Here is a 14,927-nt window from a genome sequence, read left to right on the forward strand (position 1 = left end):
AATTTTTCTTATGGACGAAAAGCCTAGACAAAAACATCCGCACAATGCCGTGAAATCAAACAAAAACGTCTGCAACCAACCTTGGCATCAAGCAGCGGAGTGTTGCCATATGTAAAAACCTTGTTTGATTGTAAGTGAAAACCCCGCCCCAAACCAGTCAAAATAACCGACCGCCCTACCTTGTTTCTCAATATTCAATCCCCTATTCCACCATGTCTGCCGAATCAGATTTTCAAAATCCTTTTGAAAATAAAATGCTAGGTCAAAACAATGTAAACTATCAAAATATAACTTTAGATTTATTTTTCCAAACATTTACATTTAGTCCATTGGACAGGAAATTATCGGTCACCGAAATCCGCTTTCCACCCAAAGCAGCAAACCACAGTCAAAACAAGTCTACCGCGGCAGTACAACCCAAATGATCAATATAAAGCCGGTCGGCAATAGCAGACACATTATAGTGGATTAAATTTAAATCAGGACAAGGCGACGAAGCCGCAGACAGTACAGATAGTACGGCAAGGCGAGGCAACACCGTACTGGTTTAAAGTTAAGCCACTATATCTTTTTCAGACGACCTTGTAAGCGGAATAATTTATGATACAATACGCCCCTACTCTTGAACGGGTCTGTAGCTCAGGGGTTAGAGCAGGGGACTCATAATCCCTTGGTCGTGGGTTCGAACCCCACCGGACCCACCAATCAAATCAATGCCTTGCGTAAGCAAGGTATTTTTTCATGTCGCAATTGTGTCCAATTTGTGTCTGAAATCGCCCGATTCCGTCCAATACCGCAGCATGGGCTTGAAGATATTCCGCCGACAAATTCGCTAAATCATTCCCTGCCTGATTTGCCTGCCTCAGGGCAAACCCATGCAGCTCCTAGTGCCAATCTAGTGCAATCTAATCAAAACGTCGTCTGAAAATCGACAATTCGTTTTCAGACGACGTTTTATGAGAAATGCAGCGAATCTCTTTCACCTTCGCCAAAAAACTCAATCCCCTCCCTCGTTCCTTCCTTCTTCTCCCGCCAAGCCGTGCAGCAGCAATCCCAATACGTCTTGAGGCAGCTTTTGCGGCGCAGCGGCATAAAGCGCGGCCAGTTGCGGATGGCGCATCAATATATCCGCCTGACGGATGAACAGGTCGATGAGTTCCACCGGCAAATCGGGCTGGATCAGGCGGCGTTGTTGCAGGGTATGGAAGAAACCGCGCATAAAGGCGTATTTTTCTTCGTTCAACTCATGGAAAAACCGCTCCAGCTCCAAATCGGTATTTTCTTCAATATCGCGCAGAAAGGCGGCGGAATAAAGCTCGTCGAACGACTGCCGTTGCAGGGCGAACACGGCTTCAGCGGCTTCACGCAGGCTGCATTGCCGTGCGAGCAGGTTTTCGAATTCGGCACGGACGCGGTTTTTCTGTTTGGTAACGATTTCCTGCAAGAGCGCGTTTTTACCGCTGTAATATTTGTAAAAGGTAACGCGGCTGACGGCGGCCTCGGCGCAGATTCCGCCTACGGATACGGCGGAAAAGCCGTGTTCGTGGAACAGGCGGCGGGCGGTGTCGGCGATGGTTTGTTGTTTGCTGGCGGTCATGACGGTAGAAAGGTCTTGATTTTGTTCATAAAGGGTTTTCATTAAAGTTATCCGCAAGTCGGATACCCATCATATTTCCCCACGGCGGCAATGGCAATACGGCGGCGTTTCAGACGACCTCTTTCCCTGTCCCTCCTCTCTGCCCTACGGATGAGGGCTGTCGGATACTTGGCAAGCCAAATTCATAAAGGTCGCAGAATCGCCCTCCCCCAACCTTCTCCCGCCGAACGGGAGAGGGAATTGTTTTTAGATGGTTCACTATAAAAAGGGGGAAGTAAAGTGAATGATAAACACTTGCATTCCTGTTTTTTGTTTCTTATACTTTACATTAATAGTTTGTTTTATGTAAATGTGTAAACAACAAATATTTGCATATCGACGGAGCGGTTGGATTGTCTGATGTTCAATCCGCCCCGACGTATGCCGTCTGAAAGGATAAGGAAATGCAGAAACCCGCCCTCCGCCGCCTGCCGCTGCTGCTTGCCGCCGCCTTTGCCTCCGAATGGATTTATGCCGCCGATGCGGCGCAAGATGCGGAACAGGTGCAGTTGGAAGAAGTCGTCGTAACCGGCGAACGCACCAACCGCAGCGGCTTTGAAACTGCCACGTCCAACCGCGTTTTCACCACGCCCAACATCGACCGCAGCGGCCACAACCTTTCCGCGACCGACCTGCTCAAACAGACCGTGAACACGGTGGACTTGGGCAGCGGCAACGATTTGCCGACCGTGCGCGGCGTGGACGGCTCCGGCCCCGCTGTCGGCGCAGTGGCGTTTTTCGCGGGCACGCGGCCGCGCCTGAACCTGTCCATAGACGGCCGCTCCGCCACTTACAATGAATTCGCCTTCGGCACGCAGTCGCTGTGGGACATGCAGCAGGTGGAAGTATTGCGCGGGCCGCAAAGCCATGTACGCGGGCAGAACGCGGTGGCTGGCGCGGTGGTGATGCGTTCTAAAGATCCGACCGACGAATGGGAAGGCGCGCTGCGCTTGGGTTTGGGCAACCAGAAAACGCGTAATGTCGCCGGCGTAGTGTCCGGCCCGATTGTGAAAAACAACCTTGCCTTCAGATTGAGCGCGGAGCGGCAGCAACGCGAAAGTTACGAGCCGTTCGTATCCTACGAGCCGACCGGCAACCCGCGCCGCGTGGAAAACACCAACGTGCGCTTCAAACTCCTGCTCACGCCCGAAAACCATCCCGATTTTTACAGCCGCCTGACGCTGAACCACATCCGTTCGCGCGCGCCGCAAAACGAAATCATGGGCAACACCGCCAGCCGCCGTTTTTTAAAAGAAAAGCCCGTGTTCGTAACCGGCTCGACATCGGGCATCTGGGACGTATCGTGGCAGCTTAACGACTATCTGAAACTGGAAAACAAACTGGTTTACGGCCGCTACCACAACGAGCGGCTGCACCTGCCGATGACCATCAGCCCGCAAGGCGTGCCCGCAGAACTCAAAGGCCGTGAACTGCAATGGGAGCCGGTATTGCATTTTTCCAACAAAGGCCGTCTGAAAGGCCTTGCCGGACTGCACTACTTCCGCAGCAAACAAGACGAATGGGTAGATATCCGCAGCGTCGGCGGCCGCAACACCTTTGACGATCGCAACAGCGTGCGCGCCCTGTTTGCCGAAACCACATACAGCCCCAGCGAAAAATGGGACATCACGGCCGCCGCCCGCATTGAAAAAGAAACGCACAAACGAAGCGGCGGCAGCGGCGCGCTGCACCTCGATTTAGACAAAGGCCAGACCGTGTTCCTGCCCAAAATCGACATCGCCTTCAAACCCACCGACCAATGGGTCAGCGGCATCAAAGCCGCGCGCGGCTACAACCCCGGCGGCGCGGGCATCACCTTCGGCCGCCCCGTCGTAACCTACACTTATGAACCCGAATATGTGAACAACTACGAGTGGTACACCCGCTGGCGCAGCGCAGACCGCCGCCTGCAACTCTCCGGCAACCTGTTCCTGAACCACTACCGCGACATGCAGCTCCCCTTCTATCTCGGCACCAACTCCGTCGTCATCCGCAACGCCAAAAAAGTCCACACCTACGGCGCAGAACTCGCCGCCGACTGGCAGGCGACCGACAGCCTGAAACTCACCACCGGACTGGGGCTGCTCAACACCAAAATCAAAAGCTATCCCGACAGCGGCATCGAAGGCAACAAACTCGGCCGCGCGCCCAAATACACCGCCAACATCGGCGTGAAATACCTGAACGACAAAGGCTGGGAAGCCGGCGGCGACGTGCGCTTCTACGGCGGCTACTACTCCGCCGCCGACAATGCCGAATCAGGCAAAATCGGCGCATACAACCAAGTCAACCTCTACACCGCCTACAACTTCAAACAAGGCCGCGTCTCGCTCTACGCCGACAACGTGTTCAACCGCCGCCGCCCCATATTCATTTCCAGCGCCGACCGCCAAGACGCGCTCTACCAACGCCCCAGAAGCGTAGGCGTGAGCGCGGAATGGAAGTTTTAGACGGTGCTGAAATGATGGAGGTCGTCTGAAACTATCGTAAAAACCGACTGCCGTCATTAGCTTACGCAAGTCCGCTTCGCTACCCCCAAAACACCCAAAGGAACCCCATGCACTACTTCACCCCCGCCAAAACCCTGCCCGAAGGCACCATCTATCTGACCGACCTGACCCACGTCGCCGACTTCGCCGACTGGCTGACCGAATTCGAAACCCTGTTAGACCAAAACCCCCGCCTCGCCACCGTCTGCACCCCCATGCGGCGGCAGGTAAGCGACGAACAGCGCATTGCCGACCGCAAAACCTACATCGAATGGATAAAGGCACACCGGCCGCAACTCGCCGAACGCTGCGCCGCCATGCTCCTCATCGAACCCGACGCGGCGCAACTGGCGTTCTTCCGCGAACAATCGTCCAAACTCGCCCCCGCGCTGGGCGTGAACTACATCGTCGAAGCCGACGAGCAAACCGCCATGCTGCGGGCGGAAGAAGCGTTGAAGATCGTCTGAAAACAGAATCCATGCTCCGGCAGCGGCTTTATAGTGGATTAACTTTAAATCAGGACAAGGCGACGAAGTCGCAGACAGTGCAGATAGTATGGAACCGATTCACTTGGTACTTCAGCACCTTAGAGAATCGTTCTCTTTGAGCTAAGGCGAGGCAACGCCGTACTGGTTTAAAGTTAATCCACTATATCATTCAGCCTTGCCTGCCCGATACAGATTTGAGCAACCCGACATTCGTTTGATAGCATGGGAACACTCGGCAACTGACTTTCAGGAGTACAAAAATGTCATTTACCACAATCATTTATGCCCACCCGTACGATCAAAGCTTCAATCACGGCATTTTGCGGCGCGTACAGCAACTGTTGGACGAAAAAGGCGAAAAATACCGGCTGATCGACTTATACGCAGACGGCTTCAACCCCGCCTACACCAAAGAAGAGCTTGCCCTGTTCAACCAAGGCAAAGCCCTTGACCCGCTGGTTTTACATTATCAAGAACTCTTGAAAACCACCAACCGACTGATTTTCATCTTCCCGATCTGGTGGGCGGACATGCCCGCCATCGTCAAAGGATTTGAAGACAAAGTTTTCCTAAAAACATTCGCCTACGTCCCGACTGCCACAGGCTTGAAAGGCAACCTATCCCATATCAAAGAAGCACTGGTCATCAGCACGTCCACCGCCCCCACATGGTATCTGAAATGGTTTGGCGGCAACGGCATCGGCAAAGCGATGGTGGGACACACGCTCAAAGGCATCGGTATCGCCAAACGCCGTTGGCTCAACTTCGGCAATATGGACAAATCCACCGACGAACAGCGGCAGGCGTTTTTGGCAGATTTGAGCCGAAGCGTGTAATCTTCAGGCGGTCTCTTACTTCACCGCCGAATTTCCGCCGTCCGCAAACAACGCCGTACCCGTTACAAAGCTGCCCATCGGGCTAATAAGGAACAAAATCGCGGCGGCAATTTCTTCGGGGCGGGCGATGCGTTTGACCGCATGCAACCCTTCCGCCCATGCCCGCTGCTGCGGGTCGGTAGTCATCATTTCCGTATCCGTACCGCCGGGAAGCAGGGCATTGGCGCGGATACCTTGGGCGGCATAATCGGCGGTGATGCCTTTTGCCAGAGCAGCAAGTGCGGCTTTGGCGCAGCCGTAGGCGGTTTTGTTCGGCAGGGCACAACTGGTGCCGACAAAGCTAGACGTGAACACAATCGCGCCACCACCGCGTGCGAGCATAAGGGGAATTTGGCTGCGCGCGCCAAGAAAGGCAGCGGTTAGGTTGCCGTCCAGCGTATCACGCCATTCGTCGGGCGAGATGTCGGCCAAAGGTTTGTATGCACCGATAATGCCTGCATTGTTGACGGCAATATCTAGGCCACCGAACTCTCGTTCTGCCGCGCGGACGACGGCTTCGTGCGTTTCAGGCAGCGCCGCGTCGCCTGCAACAGCAACAGCTCGTCCGCCGCGTGCGCGTATCAGGGCTGCGGTTTCCTCCAGCTTGTCGGCACGGCGGGCGCATAAGACAACGTTTGCGCCGTGCTCCGCCAACAGCAGTGCAACCGCGCGACCGATACCCGACGACGCGCCGATAACGGCGGCGGTTTTATTGTTCAAATTTAATAAGCTTGACATAACGTTCCTTACATATGCGGTTAAAGACGATGCAAGTTTAAGGAAGTCGCGATATAAAGACGACCCGATTATTGATGAATTTCAGACAGACAAACAATTTTTCCATCAACAATCGGGTCGTTTCTTGTCGGCTTTCAGGCTATCCTATCCCATACAACGACAGGATAATTTATGAACTTAAATCAAACCCGCCAATTCCTCCGCATTGCCCGCGCCATCGAATACCTTTACGACCATGCCGCCGAACAGCCCGATTTGGCGCAAGTGGCGGCGGCAGTGCACATCAGTCCCGAACATTTGCAGCGCGAATTTTCCGCATGGGCGGGCATCAGCCCGAAAAAAATGCTGCAACACATCAGTATCAGCCGTGCCAAAGAAGCCCTGAAAAACAGCGAAAGCGTGGCGGAAGCGGCGCACAGCGGCGGACTGAGCGGCACGGGGCGGCTGCACGACTTATTTGTCGGCATCGAAAAAATGACTCCGGGTGAATACAAAAACGGCGGAGCAGGCCTGCAAATCCATTACAGCCTGATTCCCGGCCCCTTCGGCGACCTGTTGGCAGCGGCAACAGACAAAGGCATCTGCTTCATGCGTTTTTCAGACGACCCCTCCGCCGCACTGGACGAATTGCGCGCCGAATATCCGAACGCCCGCCTAACCGAACGGGAAACCGCATTCCACCGCCAGGTCGCTGACATCTTCCGCACCCGGCACGGCCGCATTACCCTGCACATCAAAGGCACACCCTTCCAGCTCAAAGTATGGCAGGCCTTGCTCGATATTCCCGCAGGCAGCCTGCAAAGCTACGGCACAGTGGCGCAGGCCGTCGGTTCGCCCAACGCCGCGCGAGCCGTTGGGACGGCCATCGGGCAGAATCCCGTTGCATTACTCATCCCCTGCCATCGCGTCATCCGCGAAAGCGGCATCATCGGCGGCTACCGCTGGCAACGCGGGCGCAAAATGGCGATATTGGCGCACGAATTGGGAGACGCTGATGACGCTTGACCTCTTCCCAGAAACCGCCAACCCGCACGCCAACCTGCTGCCCTACGACGGCATCGTCAGCAATTTCGGACGGATTTTCACCATCGCCGAAGCCGACCGTTATTTTGAAATTTTGCAGCGCGATATTCCCTGGCGGCACGACGAAGCCGTGATATACGGCAAACACATCATCACCGCCCGCGAAGTCGCGTGGTACGGCGACACGTCCTACAACTACGGTTATTCCGGCGCAAACCGCATCGCCCTGCCGTGGAGCGGCGTCTTGCCCGAGCTCAAAAACCGCGTGGAAGCCGCCATCACCGACATCTGCCCCACCCGCTTCAACTCCTGCCTGCTCAACCGCTACAACAACGGCAACGAAGGCATGGCGTGGCACAGCGATGAAGGACAAGGTCTAGCCAAAGACAGTGCCATCGCCTCCCTCAGCCTCGGCGCAACGCGCAAATTTGCCTTCAAACACAAAGAAAGCAAGGAAAAACGCGAAATGTGGCTGGAACACGGCCAGCTCATTGTGATGCATGGCGAAACGCAGAAACACTGGCTGCACACCATCCTAAAAAGCACCCGCATCCAAGAGCCGCGGATTAATCTGACGTTTCGGGTGATGAAAGGATAAAAAGGGGCTGCTTTTTTCCATTTCAGACAGCCCCCGAAAGTCGTCTGAAAAACTGCTTGAAAATGTAAAACAGAAAAGCCGTAGGTCGTCTGAAACGTTTTTCAGACGACCTACCGCACCCACATCATTCCCGTACACTCGCAATAGGGAGCCATCCATGTCCCAACAAACCCCGACATCCCCCGCCCCGCGCGACTGGCTGCTGCTTATCGGCGGCAGCACCTACAAATTCACGCTGACCGGTTTTTATCTGGTCGCGCTGGTCGCCATTTTGAAAAACCACGGTTACAGCCTAAACCAACTGAGCTGGATACATTTAATCGGTGGTATCGAAGCGGCGAAGGTGTTGTTTGCCGCGCTGATGGAGCGGCGGCCGGCGGGGCGGTTCGGGCGGTTTCGCGGCTGGCTGCTGGCGGCGACGCTGGGGCTTTCGGCGGTGTTCGGGCTTATGGCCTGCACCGACATCACGCAGAACTTCCCGCTGCTTTTGATCTGCTGCGTACTGCTCTCGGCGATGTCGGCGGTGTACGGCTGCGCGATGCTGGGCTTGTCGTGCATCGTCCTGCCGCACCGCGAACGCGGTTTCGGCGGCGTGATTCAGACGATGGCGGCGCGCGGCGGCAAGATGATCGGCGGTGCGCTGGTGTTGTGGCTGTATCAGGAATATGGACAGACTGCGGCAGCGGGCTTTATGCTGGCGTTCAGCCTGCTTATGCTGCTGCAACTCTTGTGCTACCGCGAGCCGGAAAGCCCGACGGCGCAAGGCGGTTTGACGGCGTTGGCGGCTCGGCTGGTCTCCTTTTGGCGGCAGTCTGAAACGGGCTGGCGGTGGCTGTTTTTGCTGTTTGCCGTTGCCGCTCCGTATGCATTTTCGGCAGCGACTTTTGTGCCCAAGCTGGCGGATTTGGGCTTCACTCCGAAGCAGACGGGCGGGATTCTGGCGGTGGGCATTCCTGTTGCCTGCCTGATTGTTACGCCGCTGTCGGGCTGGTTTTCGCGCAATTATCCGCGCCGCAAACTCGTGTTCCTGCTCTACGCGCTGCAACTGCCGCTGTTGGCGTCCATGACCGCCATCGACGCGCTCGCCCGCGTCCACCCTTGGCTGCCGCCCGCACAAATCATCGCCCTGAGCCTGAGCTACACGCTGCTGCTGCCGGTGATACTGGCGTTGGTGATGGACAAATCCGACCGCGCCACCGCCGCACTCGACAGCAGCCTGCAATTTTCCGTGGTTCTGCTCGGCAGTTACGCGGCCGGTTTCGCCGCCCTGCGACTGGCAAAGGCGGTCGGCTATGCCGATGCGTACTGGGCGGCGGTGGGCCTGGCCGTATTGGCGGGCGGGCTGCTGTATGCGTGCCGAGGCTTGTTTGATTCAGACGAGCCGTCATGAAAACCCCGCACCTTCGTATTTGAGGTGCAACGGTTTCCCGAATAAAAACAGGACACATCATCTACAACCCTTCTGAGCGATCCCCACTTTCAGACGACGTTTCCTTTTAAATCGAAATAGAACTTTTCAGCGGTTGCATTGCCTATTATGTTTTACCGTTCAAAATGACAGATCATTTCAAAAGGAACATATTAATGTCAGAAACTGTTACCTACGATCCCTCCCGCTACGGTGCCAAAGCCGCATACACGACTTATGAAGCCGACCAGGGTACACTCTCAGCAGGTGCAACAGTCAAAAAAGCCTCTTCCACACACTCCACTGCCCACGAAGCCAGCAAACAGTCTTACGTTGACCTGCCGGTCAATGCCGCCGTTTCGTTTACAGCAAAGGCGGATGCGGATGCCTCCACCCTCCGCTATACCGTTCCCGACGGGGCAACCGGCAAAGTTGAAATCCAAGTAAACGGCAAACCCGTAGCCAACCTTGATTTATCATCAAAACACAACTGGCAGTATTTGGAAAATTATGAGCACCACAAAGGCGAAGACATCAAAATCCACGATACGCCTGCTGCCGACCGTGTCGCCCGCTTCCAGTTCGACGAAGTAGGTACGCTGTTGAAAAATACATCCATCCAAAGCGGCGATACCGTTACCATCGTCAACAAATCAGGCAACACCCCGGTCGGTATCGACTTCGTTGAATTGGAAAAAGCCCCTGCCGCAATCAAACAGCCCGCAAACAGTGTCAGCATTACCGATTTCGGCGCAAAAGCAAACGACGGAATCGATGATTCAAAAGCCCTGACGGAGGCAATCGAATCGGCAAAAACCTCCGGAAAATCCATTTACATTCCCGAAGGGCAGTTTGATTTCGACCACCAGCTCCACATCTATGCCCCTAAAGGAATCAGCATCGGCGGCGCCGGCAGGTGGCATACCAAACTGCATTTCACGAGCGAGGAACCGCCCGTTTTTGAAAACGGCACAGTGAAAAAAGGCGGCGGCATCGTGTTTGAACACGGCAGCAATAATATTGATTTCGGCAATCTGTCGATGGATTCAAATTTGACATCCCGTTTCCACCAACAAGCCAACTACAAAGGCATTTCCGGCACTTTGGGCAAAGGCTCGTCCATCCACGACATCGCCATTGAGCATTTTGAAGTAGGCATCTGGACCGGCGATTACGCCAAAGTGGACAATGAACACCCACTGCACTACACAGACGGACTGACCGCCTCCAACGCCCTCATCAGGAACAATCTCGCAGACGGCATTAATTTTGCACAGGGAACCAGCCATTCGACCGTCATCAATTCCAACATCCGAGGCAACGGTGACGACGGTCTGGCGACATGGTCGAGCATTGCAGACCAAACAGAATCCAAAGTAGCCGAAAACAACCGTTTTCTGAACAATACCGTCGAACTCGGCTGGCGCGCAGCAGGCATCGGCATCTTCGGTGGCGCCGGACATGAAGTAGCCGGCAACCTGATTCGCGACAATGCCGCATGGTCGGGCATACGCCTCAACACCGTTTTCCAAGGACACAATTTTGACCTGAACAAAAAAGGTATAGTCAATTAAAATCAAAATAGGACAGTAACGCATTGTCAAATCGGGCGTAATCAGACAATACGGTTCGCAGATACCGCTTAATATTCGCCCACACCTTCTCAATCGGGTTGAGCTCAGGTGAATAAGGTGCAAGAGGCAATACCTTATGTCCCCATTTTTCCGCCATTTCCCGTAAGACACCCATACGGTGAAATCGCGCATTATCTAAAATAATCACCGATTTTTGAGTCAATGCGGGCAGTAGGCATTGCTGAAACCACGCTTCAAAAAAGACTCCGGTCATCGTATTTTGATAAACCATCGGAGCAATCAGCCGGTTGCCGACTTGTGCGGACACCAGAGATAAGCGTCGGTATCTTTTTCCACTTATCTGCGCTTTCACTATTTGCCCTTTCGGGCTGCGGGCATAGGGACGGAACAGGTAGCGGTCAAATCCTGTTTCATCCAAATAAACACGTTGGTAGTCGGGAAATTCGGCCAGTTGTGTCAAATAATGCGTCACTTTGACCGGGTCTTGTTCTTTGTAAGTGGTGGTCTTTTTTTGCGCGTCATCCCCATCTGTTTGAGTGCATAGCAAACGGCGGCTGGCGTACAATCAAAATGTTTGGCGATTTCATGCAGATAGGCATCCGGATGTTGCCCAACATATTGAGCCAGTTTTTGCCTATCCAATTTGACGGCATTTAGACCGGTAACTTGATGTTTTAGGCTGCCTGTTTGTTTTTTAAGGCGAATCCACAGGTAAAGCGTGTTTCTTGACAAGTTAAACGTTGCTGCGGTTTGGCTGATGTTTTTGCATTGTTCGTAATAGTTTAAAGCTTTGTTTCTTAAGTCCGCAGAGTATGCCATGGTTAGACCTTAAAAATTGAGTATTGTACCATTTTGTTTTTAATTGACTATATTTCGGTTCGGGACAATCTGTTAATCGGCAACGGTACCCGCGCCGACACATACGGACGCGAAAAAGGCTCTATCGACTTTGAAGAAGAGCATGGCGCAATCAAAAACGTCAAAGTCGAAAACAACATCATCGCCGACAACCTGTCCGACACAGCCATCACTAAAACATTGCCGATTTCAAACGGCAAAGGCATCGCCCTATCCGGCAACAACATCATCGGAAATGCGGCGGTTTCTGCCCCGTCCGCCGTTGATCATCCGGAAAAAGTTACCTCCATTACCCGTCAGGAACTCAGCAATATTCCCGATCAAAATTATTATTACGCCAACGAAACCACCGGCTTCAAATCCGTCAGCGTTACCTATATTACAGGCACGGCAGGCAGCGACAGCATCAAAGGCACAGACGGCATAGACCATATTGACGGCAAAAGCGGCGACGACAACATTTATGCCGGTGGCGGCAACGATACCGTATTCGTCAGCGGTGGAACCAACTTCATCAGTGGCGGCGATGGCGACGATATCGTCAGAGGCGGCGACGGCAGAGATACCGTCAATGGAGATTCGGGAAACGATGTGATTTTCGGCAACGGTGGAGACGACCATCTCAATGGTGGGGCGGGCAATGATACGTTGTTCGGCGGCGAAAACAACGATGTCTTTTATGGCGAGTCGGGCAAAGACGTGCTGTATGGCGGCTCAGGCGACGACTTACTGTTTGGCGGTTTAAACGACGATATCCTGTATGGCGGCGCAGGGAATGATACCTATGTCTTCTGCTTCGGAGAGGGACACGACACCATTTCCGACAATCACGGCAACAACGCCCTCCAATTCGGACAAGGCATCGCCGTCAAGGATTTGCATATCCATGCAAGCACCGACGCAAACGGTTCAATCGATTGGAAAATCACCATTGCCAACTCAGGCGGCAAAATCACCATCGACAACCAATATCTCAAAGGCAGCAACACCGCTGCTGTCGGAGAATTCCGATTTGACGAAGGGACATTTACCGTAGAAACCCTGCTGGACAAACTGTCGGCAAGCGGTCAAACCGGCGGGTTTGAAACGGTCAACAGCGGAGTCGGCAGCTTTAGTTACAGTTCCGATACGGCAAACGTGCAGCACTACGATGCCGTAACGCAACCGACAATTTTATAGCGGCCTGATGGAAATTTAGGAGGCGTGTGGTTTGATCCTGAATTCCACACCCCCGCAGGATATCAGGCTGATGTAACTGTATGCCGAAGTCAGGCTGAAATGTTCACGCTATCCGTATAAACAAGAGGTCGTCTGAACCGGCTTTCAGACGACCCCTCTCAATTTTTGGCACAAAATATCTTTTTTTACACATTTTAATTTAAATCATTTCTCAAATCATAGCCATTTAAAAAATTCACGCCAAAAGCTTATCGTTCTACGCACCATCCATGCGTTATTTTCCACCGCGTCCGCCATCCAGTATTATCCCCGACTACGCTTTGTTACAATTCAGCCAATTTTATTTCTCAACATATCCCGCTATGAGTCATTCATCCTCTTGGTCTTCCAAAATCGGTTTCGTCCTTGCCGCGGCAGGCTCTGCCATCGGTTTGGGCGCGATTTGGAAATTCCCTTATACCGCCGGTACGAACGGCGGGGCAATCTTTGTCCTTCTGTTTGTCATCTTCACGATTATCGTGGCGTTGCCGGTACAGCTTGCCGAGTTTTATATCGGACGCACAGGCGGTAAAAACGCCATCGATTCGTTCAAAACCCTGCGTCCCGGTTCACTTTGGCCTTGGGTCGGCAGGATCGGTGTGGCGGCGTGCTTCATTTTATTGTCGTTTTACAGCGTAGTCGGCGGCTGGGTTTTGAATTATGTCGTACACAGCTTCACCGGCGAAATTGCCCCGAACGTTGATTTTGGCGCCCTATTCGAAAAAACAATTTCCAACCCGACAAGTTCGATTCTTTATCAGGGGCTGTTCATGCTGATTACCATTTGGGTGGTCAAAGGCGGAATCTCTGACGGCATTGAAAAAGCAAACCGCTATCTGATGCCTGCATTGTTTATTTTGTTTATCGTTTTGGCAATCCGCTCGCTGACCTTGCCCGGCGCGATGGAAGGCGTCAGTTTTTTATTGAAACCGGATTGGTCGAAAATCAAATCGGAAACGATGCTGACCGCGCTGGGTCAGGCTTTCTTTGCGTTGAGTATCGGCGTATCGGCAATGATCACCTACGCCTCGTATTTGGGTAAAGATCAGGATATGTTCCGCTCGGGCAATATCATTATGTGGATGAACCTGCTGGTATCGCTGCTGGCAGGCCTGGTCATCTTTCCGGCGGTATTTGCATTGGGTGCCACGCCCAGCCAAGGTCCCGGTTTGATTTTCGTGGTCTTGCCTGCCGTATTCATGAAAATTCCGTCCGGCAACTATCTGTTTGCCGTGTTCATGATGTTGGTTGTCTTTGCCACGCTGACTTCAGCGTTTTCCATGCTGGAAACCGTCATTGCGGCAACCATCCGCCAAGATGAACGCAAACGCAGCCGGCACACTTGGGTTATCGGCATTGCCATCTTTATTGTCGGCATCCCTTCTGCCCTATCATTCGGCGTATGGAGCGATGTGCTTATTTTCAATAAATCTATTTTTGATTTATGGGACTACATTATTACTGCCATCATTATGCCGCTATGCGCATTAAGCATCTCCATCTTTACCGGCTGGATTCAAGACAGGCAATCCGTTTTAACCAATGCCGGCATGGGCAGTACCGTACCGAAAACGCTTCTATATCTGTGGCTGGGCGCGTTGCGCTACATCGCTCCGATTGCCATTATCGTGGTCTTCATCAATTCTCTCCAAATCATTTGATTTGCCACTATTTTTGGCAAATAAAAAAGGACGGAATGCAAACCGTCCTTTTTTATGACTCATTACCTTATCCCTCATCCTCAAACAAAAACCCGCTCTGCGCCTCCACACCGACTTCGGGCGCTGCCATGGCATCGAGCTGGCGGTTGCGGATTTTGGTTTTCCTCATACTGAGAAGACGCATGACCTGATGCTTTTGATCATCGGTCATTTTTTGCCAATACAGCCTTTCTTCGCGGCTGCGCAGGCAGCCTTTGCAATAGCCTTTGGCATTGGCTTCACAGACGCCGATACAGGGGCTGGGGATGGGGAAAAAATCAGGTTGTTCCATATTTTAAAA

General features: G+C 53.1%; 14 protein-coding genes, 1 tRNA gene and 1 pseudogene. 12 read left to right on the top strand and 4 right to left on the bottom strand.

Translation table 11 applies throughout. From position 1 onward, the window contains the following. The first annotated feature begins 134 nt into the window (after positions 1 to 134). From MON40_RS10400 to MON40_RS10410, 3 genes and pseudogenes are all read left to right on the top strand, one after another. Positions 135 to 425, top strand: a complete 291-nt coding sequence (locus MON40_RS10400) for a hypothetical protein (protein WP_147611945.1) — start codon at positions 135 to 137, stop codon at positions 423 to 425. 25 nt (positions 426 to 450) lie between these two features. Continuing rightward, positions 451 to 576, top strand: a pseudogene (locus tag MON40_RS10405) (IS5/IS1182 family transposase); the annotation flags it as partial. Positions 577 to 628: 52 nt separating this feature from the next. Continuing rightward, positions 629 to 704, top strand: a tRNA-Ile gene (locus tag MON40_RS10410). Positions 705 to 997: 293 nt separating this feature from the next. Here MON40_RS10410 and MON40_RS10415 read toward each other — a convergent pair. Continuing rightward, positions 998 to 1,639 carry a TetR/AcrR family transcriptional regulator gene (locus MON40_RS10415; RefSeq protein WP_003776723.1) on the bottom strand — a complete coding sequence of 214 codons (642 nt, stop codon included), beginning with the start codon at positions 1,637 to 1,639 and terminating at the stop codon, positions 998 to 1,000. Between the two features lie 401 nt (positions 1,640 to 2,040). Here MON40_RS10415 and MON40_RS10420 point away from each other — a divergent pair, with 401 nt between their 5' ends. The 3 genes from MON40_RS10420 (at position 2,041) to MON40_RS10430 (ending at position 5,449) form a co-directional block, all read left to right on the top strand. Beyond that, on the top strand, positions 2,041 to 4,086 hold the full coding sequence (locus tag MON40_RS10420) for a TonB-dependent receptor (RefSeq protein WP_003776720.1): 2,046 nt from the start codon (positions 2,041 to 2,043) through the stop codon (positions 4,084 to 4,086). 107 nt (positions 4,087 to 4,193) lie between these two features. Beyond that, on the top strand, positions 4,194 to 4,592 hold the full coding sequence (locus MON40_RS10425; RefSeq protein WP_003776718.1) for a hypothetical protein: 399 nt from the start codon (positions 4,194 to 4,196) through the stop codon (positions 4,590 to 4,592). A 281-nt stretch (positions 4,593 to 4,873) separates the two neighbouring features. Next, the gene (locus MON40_RS10430; RefSeq protein WP_003776716.1) at positions 4,874 to 5,449 is read left to right on the top strand and encodes an NAD(P)H-dependent oxidoreductase; all 576 of its coding nucleotides are present in this window, start codon (positions 4,874 to 4,876) and stop codon (positions 5,447 to 5,449) included. Positions 5,450 to 5,464: 15 nt separating this feature from the next. Here the strand turns inward: MON40_RS10430 and MON40_RS10435 are convergent, their stop codons facing one another. Beyond that, positions 5,465 to 6,226: an SDR family oxidoreductase gene (locus MON40_RS10435; RefSeq protein WP_003776714.1), complete on the bottom strand. Its 762-nt coding sequence runs from the start codon at positions 6,224 to 6,226 to the stop codon at positions 5,465 to 5,467. Between the two features lie 171 nt (positions 6,227 to 6,397). Here MON40_RS10435 and MON40_RS10440 point away from each other — a divergent pair, with 171 nt between their 5' ends. From MON40_RS10440 to MON40_RS10455, 4 genes are all read left to right on the top strand, one after another. Next, entirely contained in the window at positions 6,398 to 7,231 is an 834-nt protein-coding gene (locus tag MON40_RS10440; protein WP_003776713.1) for a bifunctional transcriptional activator/DNA repair enzyme AdaA, read from the top strand. Then, positions 7,221 to 7,847, top strand: a complete 627-nt coding sequence (locus MON40_RS10445; RefSeq protein WP_003776711.1) for an alpha-ketoglutarate-dependent dioxygenase AlkB family protein — start codon at positions 7,221 to 7,223, stop codon at positions 7,845 to 7,847. The genes MON40_RS10440 and MON40_RS10445 overlap by 11 nt, the downstream gene beginning before the upstream one ends. A gap of 157 nt (positions 7,848 to 8,004) precedes the next feature. Beyond that, positions 8,005 to 9,237: an MFS transporter gene (locus MON40_RS10450; protein ID WP_003776710.1), complete on the top strand. Its 1,233-nt coding sequence runs from the start codon at positions 8,005 to 8,007 to the stop codon at positions 9,235 to 9,237. 194 nt (positions 9,238 to 9,431) lie between these two features. After that, positions 9,432 to 10,829, top strand: coding sequence for a glycosyl hydrolase family 28-related protein (locus MON40_RS10455; protein WP_242925901.1), 1,398 nt, complete (start codon positions 9,432 to 9,434; stop codon positions 10,827 to 10,829). Here the strand turns inward: MON40_RS10455 and MON40_RS10460 are convergent. Next, positions 10,822 to 11,669 (bottom strand): IS630 family transposase gene (locus MON40_RS10460; protein WP_242925902.1). Its coding sequence is split into 2 segments (ribosomal slippage): positions 10,822 to 11,354 and positions 11,354 to 11,669, totalling 849 coding nucleotides; the frame shifts between segments, so codons are not numbered across the junction. The two genes, MON40_RS10455 and MON40_RS10460, sit on opposite strands and share 8 nt — an antisense overlap. Positions 11,670 to 11,702: 33 nt before the next feature. Between MON40_RS10460 and MON40_RS10465 the strand changes: the two genes are divergently transcribed. Both MON40_RS10465 and MON40_RS10470 read left to right on the top strand, forming a co-directional pair. Continuing rightward, complete coding sequence (locus MON40_RS10465) at positions 11,703 to 12,887, top strand: calcium-binding protein (protein ID WP_242925903.1); 1,185 nt, start codon at positions 11,703 to 11,705, stop codon at positions 12,885 to 12,887. Positions 12,888 to 13,249: 362 nt separating this feature from the next. Continuing rightward, entirely contained in the window at positions 13,250 to 14,587 is a 1,338-nt protein-coding gene (locus MON40_RS10470; protein ID WP_039862759.1) for a sodium-dependent transporter, read from the top strand. Between the two features lie 67 nt (positions 14,588 to 14,654). On the opposite strand, the gene MON40_RS10475 is transcribed toward MON40_RS10470, so the two are convergent. Then, positions 14,655 to 14,918 (bottom strand): DUF1289 domain-containing protein, encoded by a 264-nt coding sequence (locus tag MON40_RS10475; protein ID WP_003761976.1) that lies wholly within the window; start codon positions 14,916 to 14,918, stop codon positions 14,655 to 14,657. Positions 14,919 to 14,927 lie beyond the last annotated feature (9 nt).

The sequence above is a fragment of the Neisseria macacae ATCC 33926 genome (assembly GCF_022749495.1).
Classification (GTDB): Bacteria; Pseudomonadota; Gammaproteobacteria; order Burkholderiales; family Neisseriaceae; genus Neisseria; species Neisseria macacae.